30 protein-coding genes are annotated in these 26,670 nt (G+C 44.8%); 13 read left to right on the top strand and 17 right to left on the bottom strand.

The genetic code is table 11. From position 1 onward, the window contains the following. Positions 1 to 31: 31 nt before the first annotated feature. The 4 genes from ACZ444_RS06150 to ACZ444_RS06135 all read right to left on the bottom strand — a co-directional run bounded on the left by ACZ444_RS06150 (position 32) and on the right by ACZ444_RS06135 (position 5,529). Positions 32 to 1,474, bottom strand: coding sequence for an o-succinylbenzoate--CoA ligase (locus ACZ444_RS06150; protein WP_382357539.1), 1,443 nt, complete (start codon positions 1,472 to 1,474; stop codon positions 32 to 34). A 103-nt stretch (positions 1,475 to 1,577) separates the two neighbouring features. Beyond that, positions 1,578 to 2,390 (bottom strand): 2-succinyl-6-hydroxy-2,4-cyclohexadiene-1-carboxylate synthase, encoded by an 813-nt coding sequence (menH, locus tag ACZ444_RS06145; RefSeq protein ID WP_382357540.1) that lies wholly within the window; start codon positions 2,388 to 2,390, stop codon positions 1,578 to 1,580. After that, positions 2,383 to 4,140 (bottom strand): 2-succinyl-5-enolpyruvyl-6-hydroxy-3-cyclohexene-1-carboxylic-acid synthase, encoded by a 1,758-nt coding sequence (menD, locus tag ACZ444_RS06140; RefSeq protein ID WP_382357541.1) that lies wholly within the window; start codon positions 4,138 to 4,140, stop codon positions 2,383 to 2,385. The genes menH and menD overlap by 8 nt, the downstream gene beginning before the upstream one ends. 3 nt (positions 4,141 to 4,143) lie before the next feature. Beyond that, entirely contained in the window at positions 4,144 to 5,529 is a 1,386-nt protein-coding gene (locus tag ACZ444_RS06135) for an isochorismate synthase (RefSeq protein WP_382357542.1), read from the bottom strand. A gap of 165 nt (positions 5,530 to 5,694) precedes the next feature. Between ACZ444_RS06135 and ACZ444_RS06130 the strand changes: the two genes are divergently transcribed. From ACZ444_RS06130 to ACZ444_RS06100, 7 genes are all read left to right on the top strand, one after another. Next, the gene (locus ACZ444_RS06130; RefSeq protein WP_382357543.1) at positions 5,695 to 6,624 is read left to right on the top strand and encodes a 1,4-dihydroxy-2-naphthoate polyprenyltransferase; all 930 of its coding nucleotides are present in this window, start codon (positions 5,695 to 5,697) and stop codon (positions 6,622 to 6,624) included. A gap of 22 nt (positions 6,625 to 6,646) precedes the next feature. Next, positions 6,647 to 7,030 carry a hotdog fold thioesterase gene (locus tag ACZ444_RS06125; protein ID WP_382357544.1) on the top strand — a complete coding sequence of 128 codons (384 nt, stop codon included), beginning with the start codon at positions 6,647 to 6,649 and terminating at the stop codon, positions 7,028 to 7,030. Between the two features lie 90 nt (positions 7,031 to 7,120). After that, complete coding sequence (locus ACZ444_RS06120) at positions 7,121 to 7,684, top strand: thioredoxin family protein (RefSeq protein WP_382357545.1); 564 nt, start codon at positions 7,121 to 7,123, stop codon at positions 7,682 to 7,684. An 82-nt stretch (positions 7,685 to 7,766) separates the two neighbouring features. After that, positions 7,767 to 8,771: a potassium channel family protein gene (locus ACZ444_RS06115; RefSeq protein ID WP_382357546.1), complete on the top strand. Its 1,005-nt coding sequence runs from the start codon at positions 7,767 to 7,769 to the stop codon at positions 8,769 to 8,771. A gap of 124 nt (positions 8,772 to 8,895) precedes the next feature. After that, the gene (gene yugI, locus ACZ444_RS06110) at positions 8,896 to 9,282 is read left to right on the top strand and encodes a S1 domain-containing post-transcriptional regulator GSP13 (protein ID WP_382357547.1); all 387 of its coding nucleotides are present in this window, start codon (positions 8,896 to 8,898) and stop codon (positions 9,280 to 9,282) included. 133 nt (positions 9,283 to 9,415) lie between these two features. Then, positions 9,416 to 10,765 (top strand): glucose-6-phosphate isomerase, encoded by a 1,350-nt coding sequence (locus tag ACZ444_RS06105; protein ID WP_382357548.1) that lies wholly within the window; start codon positions 9,416 to 9,418, stop codon positions 10,763 to 10,765. Positions 10,766 to 11,009: 244 nt separating this feature from the next. After that, complete coding sequence (locus tag ACZ444_RS06100; RefSeq protein WP_382357549.1) at positions 11,010 to 12,179, top strand: MalY/PatB family protein; 1,170 nt, start codon at positions 11,010 to 11,012, stop codon at positions 12,177 to 12,179. Positions 12,180 to 12,259: 80 nt separating this feature from the next. Here the strand turns inward: ACZ444_RS06100 and ACZ444_RS06095 are convergent, their stop codons facing one another. Continuing rightward, complete coding sequence (locus ACZ444_RS06095) at positions 12,260 to 12,841, bottom strand: superoxide dismutase family protein (RefSeq protein WP_382357550.1); 582 nt, start codon at positions 12,839 to 12,841, stop codon at positions 12,260 to 12,262. A gap of 87 nt (positions 12,842 to 12,928) precedes the next feature. Beyond that, positions 12,929 to 13,108, bottom strand: coding sequence for a hypothetical protein (locus ACZ444_RS06090; protein ID WP_382357551.1), 180 nt, complete (start codon positions 13,106 to 13,108; stop codon positions 12,929 to 12,931). A 133-nt stretch (positions 13,109 to 13,241) separates the two neighbouring features. On the opposite strand from ACZ444_RS06090, the gene kapB reads away from it, so the two are divergent. Next, positions 13,242 to 13,634 carry a kinase-associated lipoprotein KapB gene (gene kapB / locus ACZ444_RS06085; protein WP_382357552.1) on the top strand — a complete coding sequence of 131 codons (393 nt, stop codon included), beginning with the start codon at positions 13,242 to 13,244 and terminating at the stop codon, positions 13,632 to 13,634. 125 nt (positions 13,635 to 13,759) lie between these two features. On the opposite strand, the gene ACZ444_RS06080 is transcribed toward kapB, so the two are convergent. Further along, positions 13,760 to 14,035, bottom strand: a complete 276-nt coding sequence (locus tag ACZ444_RS06080; protein WP_382357553.1) for a phosphocarrier protein HPr — start codon at positions 14,033 to 14,035, stop codon at positions 13,760 to 13,762. 203 nt (positions 14,036 to 14,238) lie between these two features. Between ACZ444_RS06080 and deoD the strand changes: the two genes are divergently transcribed. Next, entirely contained in the window at positions 14,239 to 14,946 is a 708-nt protein-coding gene (gene deoD, locus ACZ444_RS06075; RefSeq protein ID WP_382357554.1) for a purine-nucleoside phosphorylase, read from the top strand. A 150-nt stretch (positions 14,947 to 15,096) separates the two neighbouring features. Continuing rightward, positions 15,097 to 15,696, top strand: coding sequence for a biotin transporter BioY (locus ACZ444_RS06070; protein WP_382357555.1), 600 nt, complete (start codon positions 15,097 to 15,099; stop codon positions 15,694 to 15,696). Between the two features lie 43 nt (positions 15,697 to 15,739). Here ACZ444_RS06070 and ACZ444_RS06065 read toward each other — a convergent pair whose 3' ends face one another. From ACZ444_RS06065 to ACZ444_RS06055, 3 genes are all read right to left on the bottom strand, one after another. Continuing rightward, a complete protein-coding gene (locus ACZ444_RS06065) occupies positions 15,740 to 16,420 on the bottom strand; it encodes a 3D domain-containing protein (RefSeq protein ID WP_382357556.1) in 681 nt (226 codons plus the stop codon). 298 nt (positions 16,421 to 16,718) lie between these two features. Then, complete coding sequence (locus ACZ444_RS06060) at positions 16,719 to 17,030, bottom strand: YuiB family protein (RefSeq protein WP_382357557.1); 312 nt, start codon at positions 17,028 to 17,030, stop codon at positions 16,719 to 16,721. Between the two features lie 98 nt (positions 17,031 to 17,128). Beyond that, a complete protein-coding gene (locus ACZ444_RS06055; RefSeq protein WP_382357558.1) occupies positions 17,129 to 18,349 on the bottom strand; it encodes an NAD(P)/FAD-dependent oxidoreductase in 1,221 nt (406 codons plus the stop codon). Positions 18,350 to 18,589: 240 nt separating this feature from the next. Here ACZ444_RS06055 and ACZ444_RS06050 point away from each other — a divergent pair, with 240 nt between their 5' ends. After that, entirely contained in the window at positions 18,590 to 19,576 is a 987-nt protein-coding gene (locus ACZ444_RS06050) for an NAD(P)/FAD-dependent oxidoreductase (RefSeq protein WP_382357559.1), read from the top strand. Between the two features lie 52 nt (positions 19,577 to 19,628). On the opposite strand, the gene ACZ444_RS06045 is transcribed toward ACZ444_RS06050, so the two are convergent. Both ACZ444_RS06045 and ACZ444_RS06040 read right to left on the bottom strand, forming a co-directional pair. Continuing rightward, entirely contained in the window at positions 19,629 to 19,985 is a 357-nt protein-coding gene (locus ACZ444_RS06045; protein WP_382357560.1) for a HesB/IscA family protein, read from the bottom strand. Between the two features lie 145 nt (positions 19,986 to 20,130). Then, positions 20,131 to 20,457: a YuzD family protein gene (locus ACZ444_RS06040; protein ID WP_382357561.1), complete on the bottom strand. Its 327-nt coding sequence runs from the start codon at positions 20,455 to 20,457 to the stop codon at positions 20,131 to 20,133. A 174-nt stretch (positions 20,458 to 20,631) separates the two neighbouring features. Here ACZ444_RS06040 and ACZ444_RS06035 point away from each other — a divergent pair, with 174 nt between their 5' ends. Beyond that, positions 20,632 to 20,856 (top strand): NifU family protein, encoded by a 225-nt coding sequence (locus ACZ444_RS06035; RefSeq protein WP_382357562.1) that lies wholly within the window; start codon positions 20,632 to 20,634, stop codon positions 20,854 to 20,856. 43 nt (positions 20,857 to 20,899) lie between these two features. Here ACZ444_RS06035 and ACZ444_RS06030 read toward each other — a convergent pair whose 3' ends face one another. Continuing rightward, positions 20,900 to 21,862: a 2-hydroxyacid dehydrogenase gene (locus ACZ444_RS06030; RefSeq protein WP_382357563.1), complete on the bottom strand. Its 963-nt coding sequence runs from the start codon at positions 21,860 to 21,862 to the stop codon at positions 20,900 to 20,902. 64 nt (positions 21,863 to 21,926) lie between these two features. Continuing rightward, the gene (locus ACZ444_RS06025) at positions 21,927 to 22,898 is read right to left on the bottom strand and encodes a protein kinase family protein (protein WP_382357564.1); all 972 of its coding nucleotides are present in this window, start codon (positions 22,896 to 22,898) and stop codon (positions 21,927 to 21,929) included. A gap of 85 nt (positions 22,899 to 22,983) precedes the next feature. Here ACZ444_RS06025 and ACZ444_RS06020 point away from each other — a divergent pair, with 85 nt between their 5' ends. Continuing rightward, positions 22,984 to 23,496, top strand: a complete 513-nt coding sequence (locus ACZ444_RS06020; RefSeq protein ID WP_382357565.1) for a phosphatidylglycerophosphatase A family protein — start codon at positions 22,984 to 22,986, stop codon at positions 23,494 to 23,496. Between the two features lie 17 nt (positions 23,497 to 23,513). On the opposite strand, the gene ACZ444_RS06015 is transcribed toward ACZ444_RS06020, so the two are convergent. The 3 genes from ACZ444_RS06015 to ACZ444_RS06005 all read right to left on the bottom strand — a co-directional run bounded on the left by ACZ444_RS06015 (position 23,514) and on the right by ACZ444_RS06005 (position 26,572). After that, complete coding sequence (locus tag ACZ444_RS06015; RefSeq protein ID WP_382357566.1) at positions 23,514 to 24,299, bottom strand: TIGR01457 family HAD-type hydrolase; 786 nt, start codon at positions 24,297 to 24,299, stop codon at positions 23,514 to 23,516. Positions 24,300 to 24,379: 80 nt separating this feature from the next. After that, entirely contained in the window at positions 24,380 to 24,817 is a 438-nt protein-coding gene (locus tag ACZ444_RS06010; protein WP_382357567.1) for a DUF86 domain-containing protein, read from the bottom strand. Positions 24,818 to 24,925: 108 nt separating this feature from the next. Then, positions 24,926 to 26,572: an alpha-keto acid decarboxylase family protein gene (locus ACZ444_RS06005; protein WP_382357568.1), complete on the bottom strand. Its 1,647-nt coding sequence runs from the start codon at positions 26,570 to 26,572 to the stop codon at positions 24,926 to 24,928. Positions 26,573 to 26,670: the final 98 nt, after the last annotated feature.

Genomic DNA, 26,670 nt, shown 5'->3' with positions numbered 1-26,670 from the left:
CGTCTGTCTCATACCAGCAACAATCAGAATATCAACCACCGGAATTTAAATACCCTGCCAGCTGATACCGCTCCAGCTTGCCGGAAGCGTTTCGCGGCAATTCATGAAGAAACCTGATCGCCTGCGGAACTTTATAACCTGCGAGATGCTGGCGGAGGAAAGCTTCTATAGCCTCAGCTGTCACAGATGAATCACGAAGCACAACGAATGCAACGGGTACTTGACCCCATTTTTCGTCAGGCCTCCCGATCACACCCGCTTCTTGAATACCTGTCAATAAGGCCAGCACACTTTCAATTTCCGTTGGGTAAATATTCTCCCCTCCGGAAATGATCAGGTCTTTCCGGCGGTCCACAACATATAAAAAGCCGTCTTCATCCATATAGCCGAGATCACCTGTTGCCAGCCAGCCGTTTTGGATTGCCTTTTGGGAAGCCTGTTCACGATTAAAATAGCCTTTTGTCACCATTGGGCCTTTGACAAAAATCTCACCAACATTTTGCGGCGGAGCATCAATTTGCAGCTGGGCTGGAAACAATGGCTTTCCGGAAGACCCTAGCTTTTCCAGGGCATCAGCAGGGCTTAGCGTGACAATTTGTGAAGCCGTTTCCGTCATGCCATATGACTGAAATATAGGCATATGTTTGGTCTTTGCCGTTTCAAGCAATGCCTTAGGTGCTGGACCGCCGCCAAGCAGCATACACCGGAGTGTATCCGGATAACGGCTCTCACCCAGCAGTGTAAGCAAATCCCGTACCATATTGGTGACGACCGAAACAATCGTGATATTTTTTGTCATAATAGCATCATGAACATGCTGTTTATCATAGTGTTCCATTAAATAAACTGGGATGCCGTAAATAACGCTTCGCAACAGAATGGACAGTCCGCTGACATGAAAAAATGGCAGCACAGCCAGCCACTTATCTTGAGGCTGCAAACCCAGATTCAGCATCGAGCCAATCGCGCTCCACCAATGGTTGCCGTATGTATGAACAACCCCTTTTGGCGTCCCTGTTGTTCCGGATGTATAAATGATTGTGAATGCATCATCCAGATCCAGTTCATGCTGCAGGTCTGTCTGTTTCTCCGGAAGCTCCCAAATGGCTGCAAAAGTATAAGTCTCTGCGGTCAAACCGCTTTGACGCTCCTGCCCCAATATTAGACTGACACCAGCATCATGCAGCTGTTCGTTCAATTCACGATCAGTCAGCCGGGTATTTAAAAGAACGCCTACAGCCCCCAGATAAGTTAAGGCATGGATCGCTGCGACCATATCGAGTTGATTAGCGGAAAGTATCCCGACTTTTGTATGCTTTTGAATACCCAGGCTGCGTAATTTTCGGGCGAATGACTGACTTGTCTCCATCAAATCCTGAAACGTATACACAACGCCATCCGCAAGTTCAATAGCTGTCTGATCAGGCGCCAGTTCAGCCCGTTTCGACAGCCAGTGGGGAATCACTTCGGCCATAAGCCTTACCCTCTTTCATCTCAAAATCTGTGGAACGCATGTCACGGCGTTCGAATAGGAACTGTAAGCCTTTGCTCGTTTTTAGCAAAGGCTTAGTTACGATTCATAATGACTTTGGACGCGACTGCAAAAAGTCACTTGCCAGTTTAGCAAAAATAACTGGCTGTTCCACGTGAATGGCATGTCCTGCCTTATAAACTATTTTGTGCTGAACGGCTGGCAGCTTAGTTGCCATTTTCTGGTTGAGCTCAACAAATTTTTGATCCCATTCGCCTGACAACAGCAAGACTGGCCGTCTCAGCTGCGGCAGAGCCTCCCACCAGGATGGCTGCACGCCCGTCCCCATATACCTTAAAGATTGGCTAAGTCCTTCTGGCACATGTGAGAGGCGCTCCGCTCTTATTTTATCACGAACAGGTTCCGAAAGCTGTTTTTGTGAAGCAAACAGCGGAAGCGATTCCCAATAGGCGACGAACGCCTCAAGCCCTTCCTGTTCAATATAATTGGCCAGGCGATCATCCTGCTGCCGGCGGGCGGCACGCTCCGTTTCCTGAGCCAAACCGGGTGAGCCGCTTTCCAAAATTAACGACGCGACACGGTCAGGGTATAAGATCGCAAAAGACAACGCCGTGCGCCCGCCCATAGAATAGCCTATTAAGTGCACTTGAGACAATCCCAGCTGATCGAGCAGGCCGGTCAGATCGTGACAAAAAGCCTCAATCGTTTTCACAGACCCCTGTTTCATGTACCTATGACCAGGCAGATCAAGTGTGATAAGCTGATACAGATTCTGTAAATCATGAACCAGATTGTCCCATGTGTCAGCTGAACCGGTGAATCCATGCAGGAGGACGATTGGTTCGCCTTCACCGTACGATTCATACCAATAAGGTGTTCCATTAATGGTCTTATACATGACGTGACGCCTCATCTTTTAACAGTGATGCCTCGATCGCCTGCCACTTTCTGCGATGCCATGCTTCGTTGGCAGCCCGTTCGGTTTTGACTTCTACGACAGACAATCCCTGATACTGATAGCTTTCCTGCAGTGAGTCTTTTAGTTCTGAAGTGCTTTCCGGCTGCCGGTACGTACCGCCATACATCTTAACAGCATATCTGAGATCAATATCAAGCGGTGTGCCAAATAGTGTCTCGAAATGGGTGTTTGGCTGGCTGGCATGCGGCAAAAAGGAAAAGATGCCGCCGCCATTATTATTAAGGACGAGAATGGTTATGTTGAGCTCGTAATGTTTGGCTGTCAGCAGCCCATTCATATCATGGAAAAACGATAAATCACCCAGAACAAGTGTAACGGGATCCCCTGTCGCTGCAGCTCCCATGCCGCTTGATACCATGCCGTCGATGCCATTGGCCCCGCGGTTAGCCAGCACATCTACAGACTTGTCCGTAGCCATAAAAAAGGTATCCAGATCCCTTACAGCCATACTGTTGCCAATGTAAATACTGCTTGCATCCGGAAGAACTGCCAGCAAACTGCGAATGGCCTCCCCTTCCGTCAGCGCATCTGTGTCATCAGAGGCCGTTAAATGATTTTTGGATGTTTGATTCATCGTTTGCCATCTGCTCAGCCACTGCGCATCTCCAGCTACTGAACCGGCACTGTTTGTCAGGTCCTGGCATAATAGAGCCGCATCGGCGTAAATCCACTCTGTTCGATTGCCCGCAGGTTCACGGTAACCTGCCACATTTTCCACGACATACTGCGGGACATCTGAGTGTTCTTTTGCGTAAAACAGATAAGCCTTCGAAACTGGCATGGCACCAAAACGGATAATAAAGTCCGGTTTCAGCTGCTGTCTTAAGGTTTCACTTCGCAAAAAAGCGTCATAACTTTCAACAATCAGATGTTTCGTATGCTTGCCCGCCCGCACCTGGGATAAAGGATCAGCAAGAATCGGCAGCTGCCAGGTTTCAGCAAGATTGGTGATCGCTAAAGCTAAGTTTGGATCGGTTTGCGGTCCGCAGACAATCAGACCTTTTGATAGAGATTGCAGCTGCTTGTTTAATTGATTCAGCTGTTCTGGTTCCAGACGGCGCTTGCCCGCAGCCATTGTATAAAACGGCTCGTCAGGCTTGTTTCCCCAAACATTATCGAGTCCCATATCCGGAATTAATGGCTCACGGAACGGAAAATTTAAGTGTACCGGGCCTGGATTGCCTTCATTGGCTGTATGGACGGCACGCGACGCTTTATTCCGCACATAGTCAAGCATCGCAGCATCTGCTTCAGGAAGAGCCATTTCCTGAAACCATTTGACATAATCACCATATAATTTAATTTGCCCAATTGCCTGGGGTGCACCCGTATCACGCAGTTCATGCGGCCGGTCTGAGGTCAGAACAACAAGGGGCACCCGGCTGTAATACGCCTCAACAATCGCTGGAAAATAATTCGCAGCAGCTGTGCCGGACGTACAGACAAGCGCAACCGGGACCTGGCGTTTTTTGGCCATTCCAAGGGCGAAATACGCCGCTGACCTTTCATCAAGTACAATCCACTGTCTTAAATCGGCGTGCTCGGTGATGGTTATTGCCAAGGGTGTCGATCGGGACCCTGGCGAGATGACAACATCGGTCAATCCGCCTTGAGCCAGTTCATCAACAAAATTGGCTGTAAAACGTGTCAATGTCTCTGTGTGATTCATGATTCAGCCTCCTAAAACAGCCAGCATCGGTGCAAATTTCATATTGGTTTCTTCATATTCCGTTTCCGGGTCCGAATCCTTCATAATACCACAACCGGCAAATAACGTGGCCTGGTCTTCCCGGATTAGCCCTGAACGAATACCAACGGCAAACTCACCATTCCGATTACTGTCAAGCCAGCCGACAGGTGCCCCGTACCAGCCTCTGTCAAGATGTTCGCAGTCACGTATGAACGTCAGTGCTTCCTGACGCGGGACACCACCTAGAGCAGGCGTTGGATGCAATTGTTCAACAATATTAAACAGACTATAACCATCTTTCAAGGTCGCCGTAACCGGCGTGTACAAATGCTGCAGATTCTTAAGCGGATAAATGACCGGCTTGTCCGGAATATTAAGATTCGTACAGAAATGAGTCAGTGATTGTCTGATCATGCTGACGACAGCATCATGTTCGCGCCGGTTTTTTGTATCATGATACAGTGCATCAGCTATGGCAGCGTCAGCTTCTTGTGTATGACCTCTTGATGCCGTTCCTGCAAGACAAGTAGACAGTATCTGATCCTGCTCTTGTTTCACCAGCCGCTCCGGAGAGGCACCAACGAAGCAGTCTTCCCCGCGTTCAAAAGCGAACACATAACTATTCGGCTGCGTTTCAAGCAGTCTCTTTAATAGAGAAGCTATGGCAGCGTCATCGGTCAGATCGACTTGCAATGCTCGTGCAAGAACAATTTTATCAGCATAATGCTGCTGCAGATACTCAGTCGTAAACCTGACCGTTTCTTTCCAGATTTCAGGGTCAATTTCCTGCTTCATTTGAATAGTCGGCCCTTCTGCTAAATGGGCTGGCGGATCCCGCAAAACCTTCTCTGTTTGCTGAAGTGTCTGTTCCAAAGATGCCGGATCATCGTTTGCCTGTACCCTGACATTCACCGTGAAATAGCAGGCATCATCCCGGCTGGTAAGCATGAATGAGGGAATCGTCAGTGCTAAATCAGGAAAATGACGCCACACGTCTGACTGCTGTTTGACCGGATCAAATGACATGCCGCCCAGCGCAAGCAGACCAGTGCCAGAGACTTCATAAGGATTATGAATAACAGCTTCACGCAGCAGTTGATTCCAGATTGTTTCCGCGTGCTCAACCCGGTTTGTCCCGGCTGTTATATCAAATGCGCTCCCGGCTCCGGCAATACAGATGTCTTCCGCTGTGCTTGACCAAAACGTCCGGTTCATTGCTTGTATGCCCGCTGCTTCAAAAAAAGCGAGCGGATTAATTGATTGTATCTTTTTAGTCATGCTCATCAACAACGGCGTTCCCCGTTTCTTTGCCTTATGAATAGCCTGATCAAGCATGTTATAAAGTGATGTTTCCTTAACATCTATCATAATCCTAACCTCCGTGATAGTCTCTATGACAAAGTACCATATCTATTGTATGCTTTTTTTGCATCCTCCTCAAGGAAGGCGCCCGACATGTCCATTGTTTGGCAATTGACACGCCTCAAGGAATTGCCTAAACTTGTAGTGATATATGTAAAGGAGATAGGTACTGTGGATTCGATAACCTCAATTAAAACCGAACTTAATGAAAAGAGCGGTCTGCAGATATGGTGGCGTCTGTTGCGGCCGCATACATTGACAGCCTCCATCATTCCAGTATTTGTCGGGACGATGTTTGCCTTAGGCGGTTACGACATTAACATTTTGTTATTCCTGGCAATGCTTCTGGCTTCTGTCCTGATCCAGGCAGCCACCAATATGTTTAATGAATATTATGATTTTGTTCGCGGCCTGGATAATGAAAAATCAGTTGGCATTGGCGGGACGATTGTCCGGGATGGCATTGCACCCAAAACAGTCCTGGGGATGGCCCTTATCTTTTTCGGCATTGCCATTTTGCTTGGTGTCTATATATGTCTTGAATCAAGCTGGTGGGTTGCTGCTATCGGGTTAGTCTGTATGTTATTTGGCTATTTGTATACCGGCGGACCATTCCCAATTGCTTATACACCATTTGGTGAACTTTTTTCGGGTTTCTTTATGGGCACAGTTATCATCGGAATCAGTTATTATATTCAGACAGGCCTTTTGACGGGTTCTGCCGTCTTAATGTCATTCCCTGTCGCTATTTTCATCGGTGCCATCATGATGTCCAATAATATCCGTGATTTGGATGGTGATAAAGAAAATGGCCGAAAAACGATCGCTATCCTGCTGGGCCGGCCAAAAGCTGTCCGCTTTCTCGCTGCAATGTTCGCGGTCGCTTATGTATTAACAGCCATCTATATTATGATGGGCATTTTACCAATATGGTCAATTCTTGCGTTTCTCAGTATCATTAAAGCCACAGACGTGATCAAAAAATTTCGCGGAAAAACCAAACCGCTGGAGATGATGCCCGCTATGGCAGCAACGGGCAAAACAAATACGCTGTATGGCCTTTTGCTTGGCATCTCACTTCTGGCCGGTCACCTATTCTGATCTCATAAGGAGAGGGTTATAAATGGATGGCAAACAGACATTGATGGAAACACTGGGTATGGAAACACTGATTACGGAGGCGAACCAGGTTGTTGTGACGATGCCGGTTGATGAGCGAACACATCAGCCCTTTGGATTCTTGCATGGCGGGGCTAATGTTGCCCTGGCTGAATCAGCTGCCAGTATCGGCGCATTTTTAAATGTTGATCCGGAACAATTTAACGTCTTTGGTATTGATATAAACGCTAATCATATAAAAAGTAAACGTGACGGTGTTGTAACCGCAACAGCCGAGCCAGCTCATAGAGGCAAAACAACAATGGTCTGGGAAATCCGCATAACCGATGAGCACGAGCAGCTGATCTGCACATCACGCTGCACCATTGGGGTTGTACCCAAAAGGTGACATATGCTATGCAGCAAATTTAACTGCTCACTTCAGAAAAATGAAAAACGGGACGAAACAAAAGCAAACCCAAAAAGGAGTGCGAGCATCATGAATTTGAATCAATGGTTTGACGAAGGGATGGACCCGAATACGTATGTTGAATCAATGACGGAACATCAGGATGGTCTGCTTCATATCTACGAATCGTTCACACCGCCTGAAGACAGCGAATTTAACAAAAACCTGTACAGCCAGAATTTGCGCGTCATCATTTTGACCGAAGACTGGTGCGGGGATGCTATGCTCAACGTGCCGATCTTGTTCCGTATGGCAGAACAGGTGAATATGCCGGTCAAGCTTCTTTTGCGTGATGAAAATCTCGAATTGATGGATCATTACTTAACGAACGGCCGGTCCCGCTCAATTCCCATTTTTATATTTATTGATGAGGCCGGCAATGAAGTGGCCAGCTGGGGACCAAGGGCGGACGAAATCCAGCAGTTTGCAGCTGAATCCCAGGCTAATCTCCCGCCCAAAGACGCGGATGGCTATCAGGAAAAAGCCCGGGAAATGCATCTGTTTATGTCTAAAACATTTCGGGACGATACAGATTTCTGGCAAATTGTCTATACCAGCATCCGGCAAACGCTTAAAAATGCTCTGAGTCGTTAGACACGTTCATTCGTGGCGTATAGAGATTGGCACCCTTTGCCTATACTAGAAATGATGACAAACCATAGACAAAGGTGAAAACATGAATCTTGAAACGTTTAAACATATTTTTTATCGCTTGCCGGTTGTTGTAAGACTGTTAATCGCCATAAGCGTGCTCATGCTGTTTTTTGGAGGTGCCATTCATCTCCTGGAACCGCGGCAATTTTCCTCCCTGTTTGACGGTATCTGGTGGGCATTCGTAACCGGAGCTACCGTTGGCTACGGTGATTTCGCCCCAATAACAGTCCCGGGAAGACTTGTAGGCATTTTGCTGATTCTTTCCGGTGGTGGCATGCTCACCTTTTACATTACAACACTTGCCGCCAAAACAATTAACCATGAAAGTGAATTGTCAGAAGGCAAAGTAGCGTTTAAAGGCAAAAATCATATCGTAGTTATCGGGTGGAATGAACGAACAAAACAACTCGCCGACATGATTGCAGACAAACGTGACGATCAGGAGGTTGTGCTGATTGACCGGACATTAGACGAATTGAACTTTCAGAACTATCCCGTCCATTTCATTCATGGTGATCCGAGTGAGGACGCTGTCTTAGTGCAGGCAAATATTCAGGAAGCTGCATCCGTCCTTATCAGTGCTGATACAACAGCCCAGAAGGAGCGGCAAGCTGATAATAATACGATTCTGGCAACTGTAGCCGTGCGCGGCAATAATCAGGTTGTGCCCATAAACGCCGAAATTCTGACGATTAGTCAAACTGAAAATGCTGTACGTGCCGGTGCTGACACGGTTATTAGTTCCAATGATTTTATGAGTACATTACTGTATCATGAGCTCTTTCACAAGAAACAGACACGTCCATTCGAAACCGTTTTGAACTTGTTAAACAAACAGCAATTTGCCCACATTGAACTGCCGCATGAATTGAATGGGCGTTCTTTTAAACAAGCTGTCCCCTTCTTTTTGAAAAATCATGAACTGCTGCTTGGGTTTATCCGCGACAGCGAGTGGATCATAAACCCTTCAGAAGAAACTGCCCTGCAAGATAACGACATGCTTATTATCCTGACAGACTGGGCGTAGGCAGACTCATTATCTTAAGACCACCTCTAATAATTTCCTTAAAGGAAGTTTTGCTCGATTTTGTTATGTGTGCTAAAATATTCTATTGTGTTAAAAGATATTGAAAACTCTAGGAGTGGTCAACATGATAGATAATTACGAAACAGGGCAGGTTCTAAACGGGAAAGTGAGAGGCATTCAATCATATGGTGCTTTTGTTGCGCTCGATGATGAAACACAGGGATTAGTGCACATTTCGGAAATAACACATAGCTACGTACAGGACATTCATGCTTTTCTGACAGTCGGTGATGATGTGAATGTGAAAGTGCTCAGTGTTGATACAGAAAAAAACCGTATTTCCCTCTCGATACGGGCAACAGAGGAACCATCCCAGGAACACGCTAATCCGAGCAAAAGCGCTGCACCAAAGCAGGCTGATAATACGAATTCTGGCTTCAATATACTGGAAAGCAAACTTGACGAATGGATCCAGCAGTCAGAGGATCGGAAGAAAACGTTTAAAAACTAGTTGTATAAACAAAAAGAAGCTTGTCTTTCACAGATAAATAGGCTTCTTTTTTTATCTCAGCTTGAATAGAAACGCTGGCATAGGATAAAGTGGTATAAGGCAACGTGACTGACTTTGATAAAGGAGACTGAACATGACCCACATTGACTTTTCTTATCAGCAAGCGCTGACGTTTTTTAACCAGCATGAACTTGATTATCTCGAAGATGACGTGCAGACCGCTCACCACAAGCTGCATAACCGAACGGGCCAGGGCAATGATTTTCTTGGCTGGATGGATTGGCCGGAAGACTACGATCGGGAAGAGTTCTCCCGAATCCAGTCCGCAGCAGACAAAATCCAGCAAGACTCTGACGTCCTGCTTGTTATCGGCATCGGCGGATCCTACCTGGGTGCGCGTGCAGCGATTCAGGCTCTGAACCATTCCTTCCATAATCTGCTTGACAGCGATAAGCGGCATGCACCGCAAGTGCTTTTCGCCGGTCATCATTTAAGTTCCACCTATATCCAGGATCTATTTGATGTGCTTGAGAACAAAGATGTTTCGATTAATGTGATTTCGAAAAGCGGAACAACTACCGAACCAGCGATTGCCTTTCGTATTTTCCGGCGTTTCCTTGAAGACAAGTATGGTGAACAAGAAGCCAGGAAGCGTATATATGCTACCACGGATAAAGCAAAAGGAGCACTGAAAACGATGGCTGATCAGGAAGGCTACGAATCGTTCGTCATACCTGATAATATTGGCGGACGCTTTTCCGTTCTGACTTCAGTTGGTCTGCTTCCGATTGCTGCAAGCGGCATCGCTGTCAGCGACATGATGCAGGGGGCCGAAGCAGCGATGCATGACCTTAGTGAACCGTCCCTTGCTGACAATCCCGCCTATCAATATGCAGCAGTGCGTAATATCTTATACCGTAAGGGCAAAACAACAGAGATGCTGATCGATTATGAACCACACTTGCACTATTTTAATGAATGGTGGAAGCAGCTTTTCGGCGAGAGTGAAGGAAAGGATCATAAAGGTCTCTTTCCGGCAACTGCTAACTTTACGACTGACCTGCACTCGATGGGCCAATACATACAGGATGGGCGTCGTGATCTATTTGAGACCGTTCTGCATATCCGTCAGCCTCAAAAGAATAGGACACTTGCCTCTGACAGTGATAATGCTGATGGCCTTAATTACCTTGCTGGCAGCACCTTACAGGCTATCAATGACAAAGCGTATCAGGGAACATTGCTCGCCCATACCGACGGCGGTGTGCCGAACCTGGTAATTGATCTGCCGGAACTTAATGCTTATATGTTTGGCTTTCTCGTGTACTTTTTCGAAAAGGCCTGTGCTATGAGCGGTTATCTTCTCGGTGTCAATCCGTTTGATCAGCCAGGTGTTGAATCCTATAAGCAAAACATGTTTGCTTTATTAGACAAGCCCGGATATGAAGACGCGAAAGAGCAATTGACAAAACGGCTGACATGATCATTGCTGGCGCCGTTTTTTACAGCAAAAAATGTTTGTATGTCATGTTTAGATTTTAGCAAAACGGTAAGACTATAAAATGTAAGACTTTCTCGTATTCCCCCTGTAAGCAAGACGTTTTATAAGCGTCTTGCTTTTTTTACTATTTAATTCAAATCCAAATGCCCTAATCTTTAACGGTATCGTATTTTCGATTATAATAAGTATACAGCTTTATAAAGATCACATTCACAGGAGGTTTACGATGGGTTTTTTTGATAAAGTACATGATCGCGAAAATACACGCTCCGTTAAATGGGATATGCGTCAGGAAGTATTTCAGTCAGATAACGTTTTGCCTATGTGGGTGGCAGACATGGATTTTAAAGCACCCGATGCGGTTAACGATGCCCTGATAGAGCGGGCTAAGCACGGCATTTACGGCTACACAACCATTAATGATGATGTCATAACACCCATCATGGACTGGATTTCTAAGCGACATAACTGGCAGATTGAAAAAGAATGGCTTTCCTTCAGTCCAGGTGTTGTAACAAGTATGCATATGGCCGTTCAGGCATTAACCAATCCCGGTGACAGCATTCTGATGCAGACACCCGTCTATACACCTTTTTATAGCATTATTGAGTCTCATGACCGGCAGCTAGTTAAAAATCCGCTACTGTATCAGGACCATTATTACAAAATTGATTTTGATGATTTTGAAGCGAAATTAAAACAGGGAGTTAAGGCTTTTCTGCTCTGTTCACCGCATAATCCGGTGGGACGCGTCTGGACAAAAGACGAACTGCAGGAAATGGCTCGCCTGTGTGTGAAACATAATGTCCTGATTTTCGCTGATGAAATTCATGCTGACCTGCTTTACCCTGGTATGACACATACACCTATAGCTTCATTGTCTGAGGAAGCTGCCAACCAGACAGTCACATGCATGTCCCCGTCAAAAACGTTTAATCTCGCGGGACTTCAAGCATCCTATATCATTACACCTGATCAATCCAAGCGAGAAGCCCTGGATGCTCAGTTAAAGAAACAGGGACTGGGAATGATTAACACCATGGGCAATACAGCAATGGAGATGGCTTATCGCCACGGGGAGGAATGGCTCGAAGAACTCCGCGGTGTCCTGCAGGCGCATAAAGATTATGTCATTGACCAGCTTGAAAATAACACCGATGTTCTGAATGTTGTCCGCTCAGAGGGTACTTATCTATTGTGGATTGACTGCAGCAAAATGCAAATGGATGCTCAAGCCTTAAAAACATTTATGAGTGAGCAAGCCAAAGTCGGCCTTAACCCTGGAGCAGATTACGGCAGTGAAGGGGAATTATTTATGCGGATGAATATTGCCTGTCCGCGTGCAACTCTGGAAGAGGGGGTCCGCCGGATCGTTACGGCTGTCAACAACTTATAAAACTTAGAGGGTGTGCTGTTCAAACCGGCTCACCCTCTTTTTACTTTCACCATTCCCAATACCAGACATGCCGCGTCAGGCTAACCTTCCGACATGTCTTCATTATGTTCAGTGGGATCTGTTGGCGTTTTGTCCGGTTTCTTTTTTTCTTTAACTATAAGTCCGCATGCCACGCGTTCACCGGCATTGCCGCCAGGCTGGCTGACACCATCATCCTGACTTTTATGAATGATGATTGACGTCCCTCCGTCTTTGAGCAATGAACCCTTGCCATCCAGTAATGTTGCTCCCTGAGCTGCTAATTCCGCATCCTGGACAAGACCACTGTTATCAGCTTTAATATTCGGCAAATCACCCACATGCGAACCATCCGGATTCATGAGACCGTGTTTGAGCCCCTTTGGATTAAAATGATTGCCCGCTGTTTTGAAATCCGGCGGGTCACATTTCGCATATTCATGCACTTGTATACCGTGAAATCCTTGCTCCAGACCCTCAAGATTCATCTTTAAATTAACCGCATTATCACCTTCTGATAGCTGAACCGTACCAATCATATCACCAGATAAGTTATACATTCCGACAGACTTCGATGTTTCATCATTATTACCTTGGCATCCCGTTATTAACAATAAGATAACAATGAGCCCTATTTTTTTCATCCAAACGTTCTCCTTTAGCCAATACGTTAAGATTAGTATTTGCCATTAAACCAAAAAATAAACAGACCTGAAATAAACAGGTCTGTTTCAATCTTCATCCCGGTTCATATCCTGCTGATACCTAGCGTCAGCTCTGGCCGCCTCTTTTTTGGAGTATCTAATAAAGAAATACAACGTCAGCACAGCACCGATGACAAAAATAGCCAATATAATGACAGCAGGGATATATTCCGATTTATCATCCGGAAAATACAAAAAATCCATCATGGCTGATCCCTTCCTCCACTTTGATTGTAGCATGTCAGCTCGATGAAACCAAAATAAGAAACCTGTTCAATTGCGGAAGGCACCGGACATCTGTCACAATAGCAGTAATATATGGAAAGGAGGAGGGAATTCTATGGCCATTTCAGTTGGTGACATGGTTGAAGTAAAATATAATTCTGGAAGATACATAGGTGAAGTGCTCGAAGACCGTGGTGAGCGTTATCTGGTCAAAGTCCGTGCCGTCAGCAAACATCCTGTGCAAGGTGATCTGCATAATCCTGGCGAAACCGAAGGCGTCGTATTTCAGGTGCGTCAAGCCCTGGCTCACCATGAAAAGATGAACGTCGTTAAATCTGCCGTTAAAAAGTTCACTGGCGATATTCCTGACTATGCGGTATCACTTGAGCAATCCATCGCTGACATTAAACAGCATCTTTCCGAACAGGATACCGCGTTTAATCAGCAGTCACTCAAACAAATTAATGAGCTTGAGCAAAATGTCTATACGAAAAGCTACTACAAATAGGAAAACGCCACGCCTGGTTCAGATAGCCTGAATTCTCGTTCAATTAAATTTAAAGCAGAAAGTGGCGCCTGACGGCATTATGAACCGCCCTCCACTTTTCTGCTTATTTCATATATGCTTTATAATCAGGATCCGGCTTCCTCGCCAAGATGCTCATTCATAACGCCTGTGATACCCTGCATTGCATCTGCTTCGTCGCCGCCAGAAGCCGTAATTTTCACTTCTGCTTCTTTAGGAATTCCCAGTGACATAACACCCATAATCGACTTAAGATTAACATCTTTTCCATTATAGGAAATTTCGATTTCCGATTCGAACTGTCCCGCTTTATTGACGAGTAATGTGGCTGGACGGGCATGCACACCAGTATCTGCTGTAATGGTAAACGTTTGTTCCTGCATTGTTCTTCATCCTTTTCAAAAATAATTCCTGCCGTATGTATTTCGTACAATTGAAATACGATACATTCGTATTATATACAATTATTCCGGTTTTTGAAATATATATGCAGTAAATTCTGCAGGCTTCACCTAAAATTTGTTTTTTATCCTGCTGCTATGATAACGTTATAGTCAATTCATTATTTTAAGGAGGCATATGTGGCATGAGTGTCCATATAGGTGCTGAGAAAAGTGACATTGCTGACAAAGTTCTATTGCCGGGCGATCCGTTGCGCGCAAAATTTATAGCTGAAAATTTTTTAAGCGACGTTACGCAATATAATCACGTACGGGGAATGTATGGTTTCACAGGTACATATAAGGGTGAACGTATTTCTGTTCAGGGGACCGGTATGGGTGTTCCATCCATTTCGATTTACGTCAATGAACTGATTCAGGAGTACGATGTGCAGACATTAATTCGTGTCGGCTCATGCGGTGCCATTCAGGAGGATGTTAAAGTGCGCGACATCATTCTGGCCCAGGGAGCAACAACTGATTCACAAACGAACCGCATGATCTTCGGCGGCATTGATTATGCGCCCCTCGCCGATTTCCAGATGCTGAAAAATGCCTACGATACCTGCATAGAACAGGGACTGGATCCAAAAGTTGGCAATGTCTTTACAAATGATACATTTTATCGGGACAATGCTAAAGAAGTTAACGAACTGCTCGCCAAATATAATGTATTGGCTATTGAAATGGAATCAACGGCACTCTATACACTTGCGGCCAAATTCAACCGCCAGGCACTCACAGTTCTGACGGTATCAGACCATGTGCTTACTGGTGAGGAGACGACGGCTGAAGAACGTCAGACAACCTTTCATGACATGATGACTATTGCACTTGAAACAGCCATCAAATAACACATTAGCAAATTAGCGCATCAAGCTGAAAAACAGTCTTGTTGATGAGGCTGTTTTTTAGTTTAATTGTAAACCTTTATATTTAAAGGTTGACAATTGGCTTAACTAGGCTTAATATCGAACCATCATCAACTTAGGAGGCTCTAGCTATTGAAAACGCTACGAACAGTCGATTTAACATTTGGATCTGTGTTTGTCTGTCTCATGGCTGTTGGTGCTAATATAACAGTCTGGCTTCCCTTTCTGGCACTGCCTATTGGCGGTACAGCTGTCCCCTTATCCCTGCAAACATTTTTCGCCATTATCGCGGGACTAATGCTTGGCAAAAAACGGGGGAGCATCGCTATGGTTACCTACATCCTGGTCGGCTTAGCAGGCGTTCCAGTTTTCGCTCAAATGAAAGCAGGTCCTATGCAGCTCATTTCACCCACCGGCGGATTTATTATTTCCTTTATTGGTGTGGCATTTGTTGCCGGATGGATCGCTGAACAATCGAGAAAGCCCTCCACACCGGTTTATTCAATTGCAGCACTGGCTGGGCTGGCCATCAATTATGGCGCCGGTGTTACATATATGTATATGGCGATGAATACATGGCTTGAACTGGATATCTCTTACTTAGCTGCATGGACAAGCATGCTGCCGTTTTTGATCAAGGACGCGGGACTAACCTGTTTGGCAGCCCTATTTACAGTTAATCTGATAAAACGCCTGCCGTCGACAAACCATTCGGCTGCTCGCACTCTCTGAATCATATAGCACCCGAAATGGTTCATATCGCGGGACGTCTTGATTAGCTTTTGGTTATTTGCTCGCGGAAGACTTGTAAAGCTTCATTTTCATTCAAGTTGTTAAGAACCTCTTCTGTTAACGTGCCATCGCCTTTTTTAATAATCGAGACGTCAACTTCCTGTTTACCCCATTTGGCATAGACGTCCTCAACCGTCTCGAAATATAAATCAATGTCGTTGCCGTTAATGGCACTGCCTTTATCAGCCACAACGCCATAACCATACTCGGGAATGAACATGACAGTGCCAATCGGGTAAACGTCCAGATCGGCTGCAATCGTCGAATACAGATCACGCTTTACCGGAACACCGGAAAACGTAATACCATACTGCGGGTGCTCAGATGTTTTGCCAGTCGATTCAACACCTGCCGTATAGCCAGTTGCCATAACAGTAGCACTTGGGTAATTTTCAGCGTTAACATACTCTTCCAGTGTTTCAGGGCCTTCAATTCGTTCGCTGGAAATATATGATTTCTGCTGTCTTTTTGTCTTCAATGTCTTATCTTCCAGTGTCGTCTCTCGGTATTCGGCTTCTCTGGAGGCCGCAAACGAAACCGGCTCATCGTCACTCAGCCCTTCTGCCTCATCTGCAAAAGATAGTGGAGACACCTTTGACCATGCACCCAAAAAGATTCCGAAAAACAAGAGTATCATGACTGATCGCTTGAGCAATGTCGGCATACTAAATGATAACACCTTCCCGGCAGTGTGTTATTGGGTGTCACCATCAGGAAATTTCCTGATGCACCGGAAATAACTGCCTACTTGGTCAGTGTTGCCAAATAGTTCATTTATATACATCACAAGCAGCCATCAAATCAGCTTAAATTAGCGAAGGAAATAGACGGAGGGAAAAGAGACATAGGTGAGAGCCTGGAGTGCGCCAGTTGCAAGGTGACTCACCATCCGCCCGCGTATTTCTGGAGCTATTTAGCCACACACATGCTCATTCTGGCTTCGCACGTTTGTCCCAGCCACCCTAAAACATTTGATAACCGTTCTTACGCAATAATTTAATAATAATACCAGAAATAATGGTACCCGCAAAACCTGCCCCAAGAATTGTAATATCCGCCGCTGTAACCTCTGTCAGTCTGGTGAACGCAGTCGTAAACGATTCTTGTGGAGCCGTGAAATAATCGGTTGTCGGCATGCCATCTACGATCATCACAATAATAATCGGATAAATAATTGCCATAAGCCACGTTGTACGCAGCAGCATATTTAATATAAAAGCCAGTCCAAAGAATATAACTAAAAACAATAAAATGGAAACAACAAACTGAATCAACGCCTGTTCCTCCTTCAGTTATCCACACAAGCCTTACCCTTATTCTATAACAAAACAGCAAAAAAACAAAGATTCAATCATATCACAATATAACCAAATCAATAAAAGAGGTTGAATTTACCTTTGCGCAGCCACAGATTGAAGCCACCCAATTTAAATAAATTCCGATTATCAAACATTTTTTTCAGGATAATAGCGCGCCAGCCAAACCATTGACGGTGATTAAACACATTCCCTAAGGCATCTGTGCTGCCAAGGGAGGCCATGATTCCAGGCTTATATGGTCTAAATGCTGCCAGCTCACCGTGGCCCTGAATTAAATTTGTGACATTGCGAGCGACCGTATCTGATTCCTGAATCGCCATGTGAGCCGTCATGGGATAGGGCTCATCTGTTCCATCAATTTGAACAGCCGCACAATCCCCCACTGCAAACACTGCACTATCATCTATGGCTCTCATATCCTGTCCTGTATCAAGTTTTCCGTTTGTTTGCGTGAATCCTGCTTCTGCAGCAATGGCATGACCGCGTACCCCACCAGTCCAAACAGTTGTAAAGGTGGGAATCATCATTCTTTCACCATTTTTCTCATAAATCACCCTGTCCGAATCACATGCCTGTACTTCTGCATCCATAATGAATTCAACACCCCGGGATTCAAGCGAATTCAAGGCGTATTCAGCCATCTGTGAATCAAATTCCGGAAGCACTGTTGATGCTTTTTCAATATTAATAAGACGAACCAGTGTCTTTGGGATATCGTACTCTTCACAAAGTTCTGGAATTCGATTAGCCAGTTCACCTAAATAGCTAATGCCTGATAGTCCGCCGCCAGCAACAACGATATTCAGTCTTCCCCGATTTTTTTCATCTTCATAATGATACCTCGCAAAATTATAATTAAGCTGTTCTTTGAGAAGGCGCGCTTCATGAATATTCGCAATCGTAAAGGCATGGTCATCCACGCCTGGTCTACCGCCTGTGTCCGGTTCCGATCCCAATGCAACGATCAGGATATCGTATGTAAGGTCCGCATTTTTCATTTTAATCTTCTTCTTGCTGGGCTTCACCGATAGGACGGTATCCATGATGAAGCTGGTTTTGTTCGTATTAATCACATCCTTAATCGGAAACCATGCCCGATCAGCAGGAAGTGTGCCGGCTGCGTTTTCATGCAGCCATGTTTTTTGATAATGATAATCATATTTGTTCACAAGCGTTACTTCAGCTTCATGTGCGGACAGCAGCTTTTCCAGCTTAATAGCAGTCATGAGACCGCCATACCCCGCACCCAGTATTACAATATTTGGCTTCCCCATCTTTGTCACTTCCATCTTATCAAGTCTGCTTATTTTGACACATTATGTAATATAATTGTAATTCATTACTAATCCTATGACTTTTCGAGCAAAGTTTCAAGACCTTGCAAACGATTGATAAGTATCTCAACCGGACATAACCAGCAGCCATACCGGCATAAGGTGCAACAATACACTCGGTAATTGATTTATGATACGATGGATATGTATATGATAACTATTGTCAATGGAGGGACATCCATGTCAGATCAAGTATATGACGTAACCATTATTGGAGCTGGTCCCACTGGCTTGTTCACAGCTTTTTATGGCGGGATGCGCCAGGCAAGCGTTAAAATAATGGAAAGTTTACCACATACCGGCGGGCAATTAACAGCCCTGTATCCAGAAAAAGATATATACGATGTCGCTGGTTTCCCTGGCATCCGCGCACAGGAACTGGTGGACAACCTGGAGAAGCAGGCCAGAATGTTCGATCCGTCAATTGTATTGGGACAGTCCGTAGAAAATGTGGAACGTCTTGAAGATGATACTTTTAAATTAACGTCCAATTCAGGCGAGGAACACTATAGCAGGACCATTATCATTACTGCAGGCAATGGCGCATTTCAGCCGCGCCGTTTGAAAGTTGAGGGCAGTGACACGTACGAGGGCATCAACCTGCATTATCATGTCAGAGATATGAATGCTTATAAAGGCCAGAATGTTATGCTTCTCGGCGGTGGTGATTCAGCAGTAGACTGGGCACTCATGCTGGAGCAGGTGGCCAATAAAGTTACCTTGGTTCATCGGCGTGATAAATTCCGGGCTCACGAACATAGTGTCGACAAGTTGAGAAATTCAAGTGTGGCGATTACAACACCTTTTGTTCCAGAAGCAATAAATGGAAATGACAAAATCGAAAGTGTGACGCTTAATGAAGTTAAAGGAGACAAAACAATCAATGTCGAAGTAGATGCGGTGCTTTGTAATTATGGCTTCATTTCATCACTTGGGCCTATAAAAGACTGGGGACTTGATATCGATAAGACCAGCATCGTTGTCAATTCACGAATGGAAACGACTATTCCGGGGATTTACGCGGCCGGTGACATCACCTCTTATCCCGGCAAAATCGACTTGATTGCTACTGGGTTTGGAGAAGGCCCAACAGCCATTAACAACGCTAAGCAGTACATCGATCCAGATGCACGCGTTCAGCCACAGCATTCTACATCAATGTTTTAACATAAACAAGAGCCAGACGTTACAGCAAACGCTCTGACTCTTGTTAATCAGTTTAACATTTTTCCGGTGCTCCCTCGCGTTTTTTAGCTTTGAACGATGAGCCGCAGCCGCATGACACAATGGCGTTTGGATTATCAATACTGAATCCCCCGCCCATCATGTTTTGTTTAAAGTCAATGGTTGTTCCTTCAATAATCGGCACATCCTGTTTGTTCATCACAACCGGTATATCGCTATCCTCTTCAACCATGTCAAGTTCGTCATTCATCTCATGATCAAATCCCAATGAGTAGGAAAGACCGCTGCAACCGCCGCCTTTGACACCAAAACGCAGCCGGGCACCTGCTTCTTCGTCCTGCATCATCTCTTTAACCCGTGCTGCTGCATCTTCTGTGATTGAAATCACCATATATGAAACCTCCTGTTTTTGAGATAAGTCAACTTAAGTTAGTATCCTCAAGTATACAAATTATTAGATAATAATTCAAACCTAAAGCTTATTCAAGCCCTGCCATTTTGCTATAAAACAGCACATGATACTTAATGCTTTATATCTAAGTTTGAACAACCGCCCCATTTCGATCCAATTCCCGGTAGATGGGTTTGAGTCTCGGAATACCTTCAGCAGCAATTTCACCATTTATGAGCACGAGCGGATAGAAAAACTCATCTTGCAAGATACGCTCACTCAAGTTTTGATCGCTGTCATCATCTGGCGGCTGCTCGACATCAACATATTTATAAACAAAGTTAGCGTCATGATATTTCCGTCCAATAGCCGCCTGCAGCCACTCATAAGTTTCTCGGGAACCCGGTGCGCCAACACAGCTTGCACAAATTTGCTCTGCCCCATAGACTGTGACCGAAATATTGTCTGCCACTTCAATTCCCCCTCATCATAACGTTAGTTTTATTTTACAAAATAGCTGAACAAAGGTACAATAAAAGTAATTAAAGAAAATAAACTGGATAAGTGAATTTCTATCCTGATCACTTTATAATAATAAGAAGACATGCGTGTTCAAATGAACAACTTTCGAAAGGAGAGATCGGTCATGCAAGAGCAGGTACAGGAAGTCCTGACCAAACTCCGGCCTTTTTTACTTCGTGATGGCGGCGATGTGGAACTGGTTGATGTTGATGATGAAGGGATTGTCCTTATTCGTCTTATGGGGGCTTGTGGCAATTGTCCAAGTTCTACCATCACATTAAAAGCTGGCATCGAACGTGCCTTGAGATCTGAAGTTCCCGGCGTATCAGAGATTGAGCAGGTTTTTTAATACATGGCTGATTAAGGCAGACATTTTGTTGTCTGCCTTATTATTATGGTACAGGTGTTAAAGGTTCCTGCCCATGCAATACAGCGTTTAAATTGGTCAGACAAAGTTCGAGCATCTTTGTCCGAGCCGTTTCACTTGCTGATCCGATATGCGGCAGACAGACAACATTCTGAAGTCCCAACAGCGGGTGTTCCGGTGAGATAGGCTCCTCAGCGAACACATCAAGTCCGGCAGCTCGAATTCTTTGTGTTGTAAGCGCCTGGAGAAGTGCCTCTTCATCCATCGTGCCGCCACGGGAGACATTGATAAAAATAGCCGATGATTTCATATTCTGAAAAGCCGTTTCATCAAACATGGCTGCTGTTTCATCTGTTAAAGGGACTAATGAAACAACAAAGTCCGACTCCTGCAGCATTTCCGTAAAACCTTTGTAAACAGCTCCCAATTCCTGCTCCGCTTTTTCCTTCCGTGAACGATTATGGTATAGAATGGACATGCCGAAGCCTTTCGCACGTCTGGCTACCGCCTCACCAATTTTGCCAAGACCTGCAATACCAATTGTTTTTCCATGAATATCAGATCCAGCCAGTAAATAAGGTGACCAATTCGTCCAGTTGCCATTACGGATATAATCCGACGCTTCAACTATCCGGCGTGCCGTGGCCGAAAGAAGCGCAAATGTCAGGTCGGCTGTCGTCTCTGTCAGCACATCAGGTGTGTTCGTCACCACAATCCCGCGCTCATGGGCTGCTTCGACGTTAACATTATCATAACCGACAGCCATATTGGCAACGACTTTCAGGTTTTTGGCAGCAGCAAGGCATTCCTGATCAATAGATTCAGTGAGCATACATAAGAGCCCATCAGCCTGACTGATTTCCCGAAGCAGCACACTCCGCGGAACGGGCTGTTCGGTTTCCTCCCACATGCGAATATTAAACAGCGCCCGGTATGACTGCAAGACATCTTCTGGCACTTTTCTGGTTACATAAATAACGGGTTTCATGCATCTTCTCCTCTTTCGTTTGCGGCATTTTTAAGATCGGGTTATCTGAGTGCCGAAATAGCGTTTACAGCCAGTGTAACACAGGTATTTGCAAGGCTTCAGGGTTAATACCAGCGTTTTCAAAAAAGAACCCCAGTCTTTCCTCATACATAGGCTGCTTCTGCAACAATTCGGCCAGTTCTGCATGAACTCCTTCATATTGGTCTGCCGAAAATCCTCGTCCGATGACATCAAAAAAATGGACTGGATATAACAGACGTGCCAACAACACACGCCAGCTAAAAATAGATAGCGGCCGGATACGCTGATAATCATTCAGAAATAAGGAAATATCACGTAACGGATCTTCCGCATACAACAGCTGATAGCGAATATATTCCGCCAAATCACGTGCTGGATGATCAACAGCGAATTCCGTTCCCCATACGAGAGAGCTTTCCAGCTGATTTTTATAGCGTCCGAAGACAACAGTTGCCTGATCAGTATCATGGAATCGTTGTTCAGATTCAGTTTCCTGCATATATTGAATCGCATTTTCGCTTAATCCAATCAAATAAGGCATCGAATCCATCAGCAGACGATAATAGTCATTTGGATGATTATGGGCTTCCCAATTTATTTTATTTTCAAATGCTGTTAACTTCTCGATCCATAATTCTTTCCATTGACCATAATTGAAAATGGTTTCCGGCTCATATGGATAAGCCGCTCCCGTCATATGAAATACCGCTAACCGTTCACCATGCGGGCCTTTTGGCAGTACTGGCCTATGATTCGCACGCCATACCATGCAAGGCGTATCATCATAAACACTAAACCACTTACCATCCAGAGTTGGTACCGGTACCGCTACGTTTCTGTAATCATTCTCGTAGTAATAATAAGCTAATGCAGCCTGTTCCATATGTATGGCTTCCGTCTGGTCGGCGTATATGATAAAATAAGTATAATTAGCATCCTGAAATACTTCCGTTCCATCCCACACGGTCCTGTCCCCTGCCTGAATGCTATAATACGTTTCGAGAAATGTCTCCATCTCAGTCACTCCTTTCATCAGCTCCTCTTATAATATATGTCAGCAAGCACATTAGTTTAACAATTTTTTTGAAAAGGTGATCATAATGGAAAATCAAACAAATCGATCAGAATTAGAAAAAAAAGCACGCGATTGGCTGTCAGAACGCGGCGTAACAATTGATGATATAGCAGACCTTGTATATTATTTACAGGCAAACTATCATGATGGTCTGGATATGGACACGTGCCGGGATAATGTGAACCGGGTATTTGGCAAACGAGAAGTGCAGAATGCCATTTTAACCGGGATTCAGCTCGACTGCCTGGCTGAGCAGAAAAAACTGGATCAGCCGCTGCAGCAGACAATCGAAACGGATGAAAGTTTATATGGCATTGATGAAATTATAGCTTTTTCAATTGTTAATGTGTACGGTTCTATCGGCTTTACCAATTATGGCTATATTGATAAACAAAAACCAGGGATTCTTGGCCCTTTAAATGATAAGTCAACGGGCGAGTGTCATACATTTCTGGATGATATTGTCGGGGCTATTGCTGCGGCGGCTTCAAGTCGGCTGGCCCATTCCGCGGCTGATGATGCATTATTGGACGAATAATGTAAAAAACTGCTCGATTAAAGAGCAGTTTTTTTAATATGGGGGAGCCATTCACTTAGATTCTGTACGTAATATGATGGCTTGACAGGTAACGAAGGGTAACAGCTGAATGGTGTCACGCCTGTGAAAACCATTAACGTATCGATGCCTGCATTGATACCTGCTCCTATGTCCGTGTCGTAATTATCCCCTACCATCAGGGTGTTGGGCTTTTCAGCATCTAGGCGCTTCAAAGCCTGGTCGATGATGATGGTTTCCGGTTTACCGATAAACGTGGGCTGCTTTCCCGTACTGACAGATACGACAGATGTCAGGGCACCATTTCCCGGCTCCATCCCCCTGTCAGTCGGGATGGTTGTGTCTGCATTTGTGGAAATAAGCTGAGCACCATGACGAACCTCACGACAAGCTTTGGACAGGGAATCGTACGTTATGCTGTGATCCATGCCTATAATGACAAAATCACTGTTTTCCTCTACAACAGCAAGTCCTTCCTGCTTCAAAGCTTCATGAAGCCCTTCTTCTCCTATAACATAGCAACGCGCCTGAGGATGCTCTCGTTTAATATAGTCAGCCGTCGCCATGCTTGATGTTAAAACATGCTCAGCCGTCGAAGGGATCCCCATTTGCTGTAATTTATGAGAGACTTGAGCAGGTGTTTTGGATGAATTATTGGTCAGGAACAGATAGGGAATCTGCTCAGAAACCAACGTGTCAACAAATGCTGCTGCATACGCAATTGGCTCATTTCCCCGGTACATGGTGCCATCCAGATCAATTATATACGCGTTATACGTTGTCATGTTGTAAATTCACTCTTTCCAGTCTTAATTTGCAGCAGTGTGACTGCGAGTTATTGCGGTTTAAATACTGTTTCCTCAGCTCACTCGTTGGAAAAGGCATTCGCCACACCTAATTCGGTATCCAGATAATGTCTGACATGTGAACTAAATTGTGCAAGGGTATCTTGATGCTGCTGAAGTGTATCAATCAGCTGCTGATAGTCCACATGCAGATAGTCTTTGACCACCATTTTCCGCAAACGGATAACGGTCTTATAAGCTTCTTCTTCGTTCTCTGGCAGAACCTCTTCATCGATCAATATATCGATAATATCCTCAAAGCCACCCGGATCACGCATAATGAAGCCATCTATCATCATATTTCCGACATCAAGCATTGACTCAATCGTCAGATGCACCGTACGTTCAAGGTATAGTTTCTCGGCAAACGTCGTAAACGAATGCTTACCAACCTCCTCTAGAAGCTGATCCATATAATTTAATATCGCCTCAATTTGCCCTCTATCAACGAAATACATGTTAATCACTCCTGACTCATAATCAATCCTATCATATCACACAAAGGAATCATCATACTGTACAAAACATGCACCCTTTTAAACAACAAGGGTGCATGAATCATTTCGTTATTCATTTTGTGCGGCGAACGCCTTGCTCACTTCTTTTAGATTGTCCGGAGCATCCAGCACACGCATCATGACTTCAATAAAATGCATCTTATCCGGCTGATTGGTTATTTGGGAAAATGCATCAACAAGCTGTTGTTCTGTTTCCACGAAGTGTGTCACCACTTCATCTTCAGCTCCAAATACACGCGGCAAGTCACGATAATGCCACATCTTGATAGTATTGTAGGAGGCATCTTCCCCATGAATCATACGTTCTACCGTATAGCCATCATTATTAATACAGAATATAATCGGCTTGATGTTTTCCCGGATCATCGTTGACAGGCTCTGAACAGTCAACTGTACGGATCCATCACCAATCAGCAAAATGTTACGCCGGTTTTTATCAGCTAATTGCGTTCCCAAAAGCGCGCCAAGTGTATAACCAATCGAACCCCATAGCGGCTGGCCAATAAATTGGCTATTGGCTGGCAGTTTCATGGTATAGCCCCCGAAAAAGGACGTCCCCTGCTCTGCCAGAATCACGTCGCCAGGACGCAAGAATTGATTCATTAAATTAAAGTAATTGTTTTGTGTCAGCTCCTTATCACTAGCTTCAATACGCCCAGCAGGCCGATAAGTTTCAAACGATGCTTCATTTCGAAAATCAATTTGTTGATTCAAAGCATTGAGACTTTCGAGAAGCGGAATACCTTCCATCGCATTTTCATGATCATCAAATAAACGATGGTTGATAACGATCATATCAGCTTCATTAAAACCATAACTAAACCCAGATGTCGCTGAATCCGTTAATTTAGCACCAATATTCAGCACAAGGTCGCTTCCATCCACATAGTTTTTGACACGCTCCTCAGAAACGGCACCGGCATACATGCCAATATAGTTTTCATGCGTTTCCGCAAAAGCGCTTTTTCCAAGTGACAGCTGCACTGCCGGAATATGTTTTTCTTCACTGAATGTCTGAAGTGCTTCATGAGCACGAAAGCTGTTGATTTCATGACCGGCAATAATAACAGGCTGTTTTGCCTGGTTCAGGCGTTCCTGCACCGATTGCACCATCTTATCGAGTGCATCTGAATGGTCAGCTTCTATAAGAGAGACTTGATGATTGGCTGGTGTCAATGGCATAGCAGCCACATCAATAGGCAAATGAATATGAACTGGACGTTTTTCACGCATGGCCAGCTGGATGACCCTTGGAATCTCCTCTTGTGCATTCACTTGCGTAATATAGGCTTGTGCACACGTTATCGGTTTAAACATTTTCCGAAAATCATCATAGCGGCCTTCACCCAAGGTATGATGCACATATTTTTTCTGGTTTTCTACATTCGTTGTTGGCGCTCCTGTAATAGCAACCACAGGAACACGTTCAGCGTAGGCACCAGCTATGCCGTTCATAGTGCTTAGTTCGCCGACACCAAATGTGGTTACAAGCGCTCCAATGCCATTAACACGTGCATAGCCATCAGCCGCATAACTGGCATTTAATTCATTCGTGTTTCCAATCCATTCCATATCCGGATGCTCTGTAATGGTGTCAAGAAATGTTAAGTTAAAATCTCCAGGAACACCAAAAGTCTTATCAACACCAGCTTTACTCAATTCATCTATTAAAAAATGCCCTACTGTATAAGTCATGAGAATACCTCCTTGAGCTCTTCGCCTATATTATAAGCGCTGAAGGCAATAAAGGTCAACATACTTGACTTTTATTGTCATTTTGGAGTACCTCATAT

The sequence above is a fragment of the Lentibacillus kimchii genome, assembly GCF_055381965.1.
The sequence above is the reverse complement of the archived record's forward strand: the minus strand, read 5'-3'. Positions and strand labels throughout refer to the sequence as shown.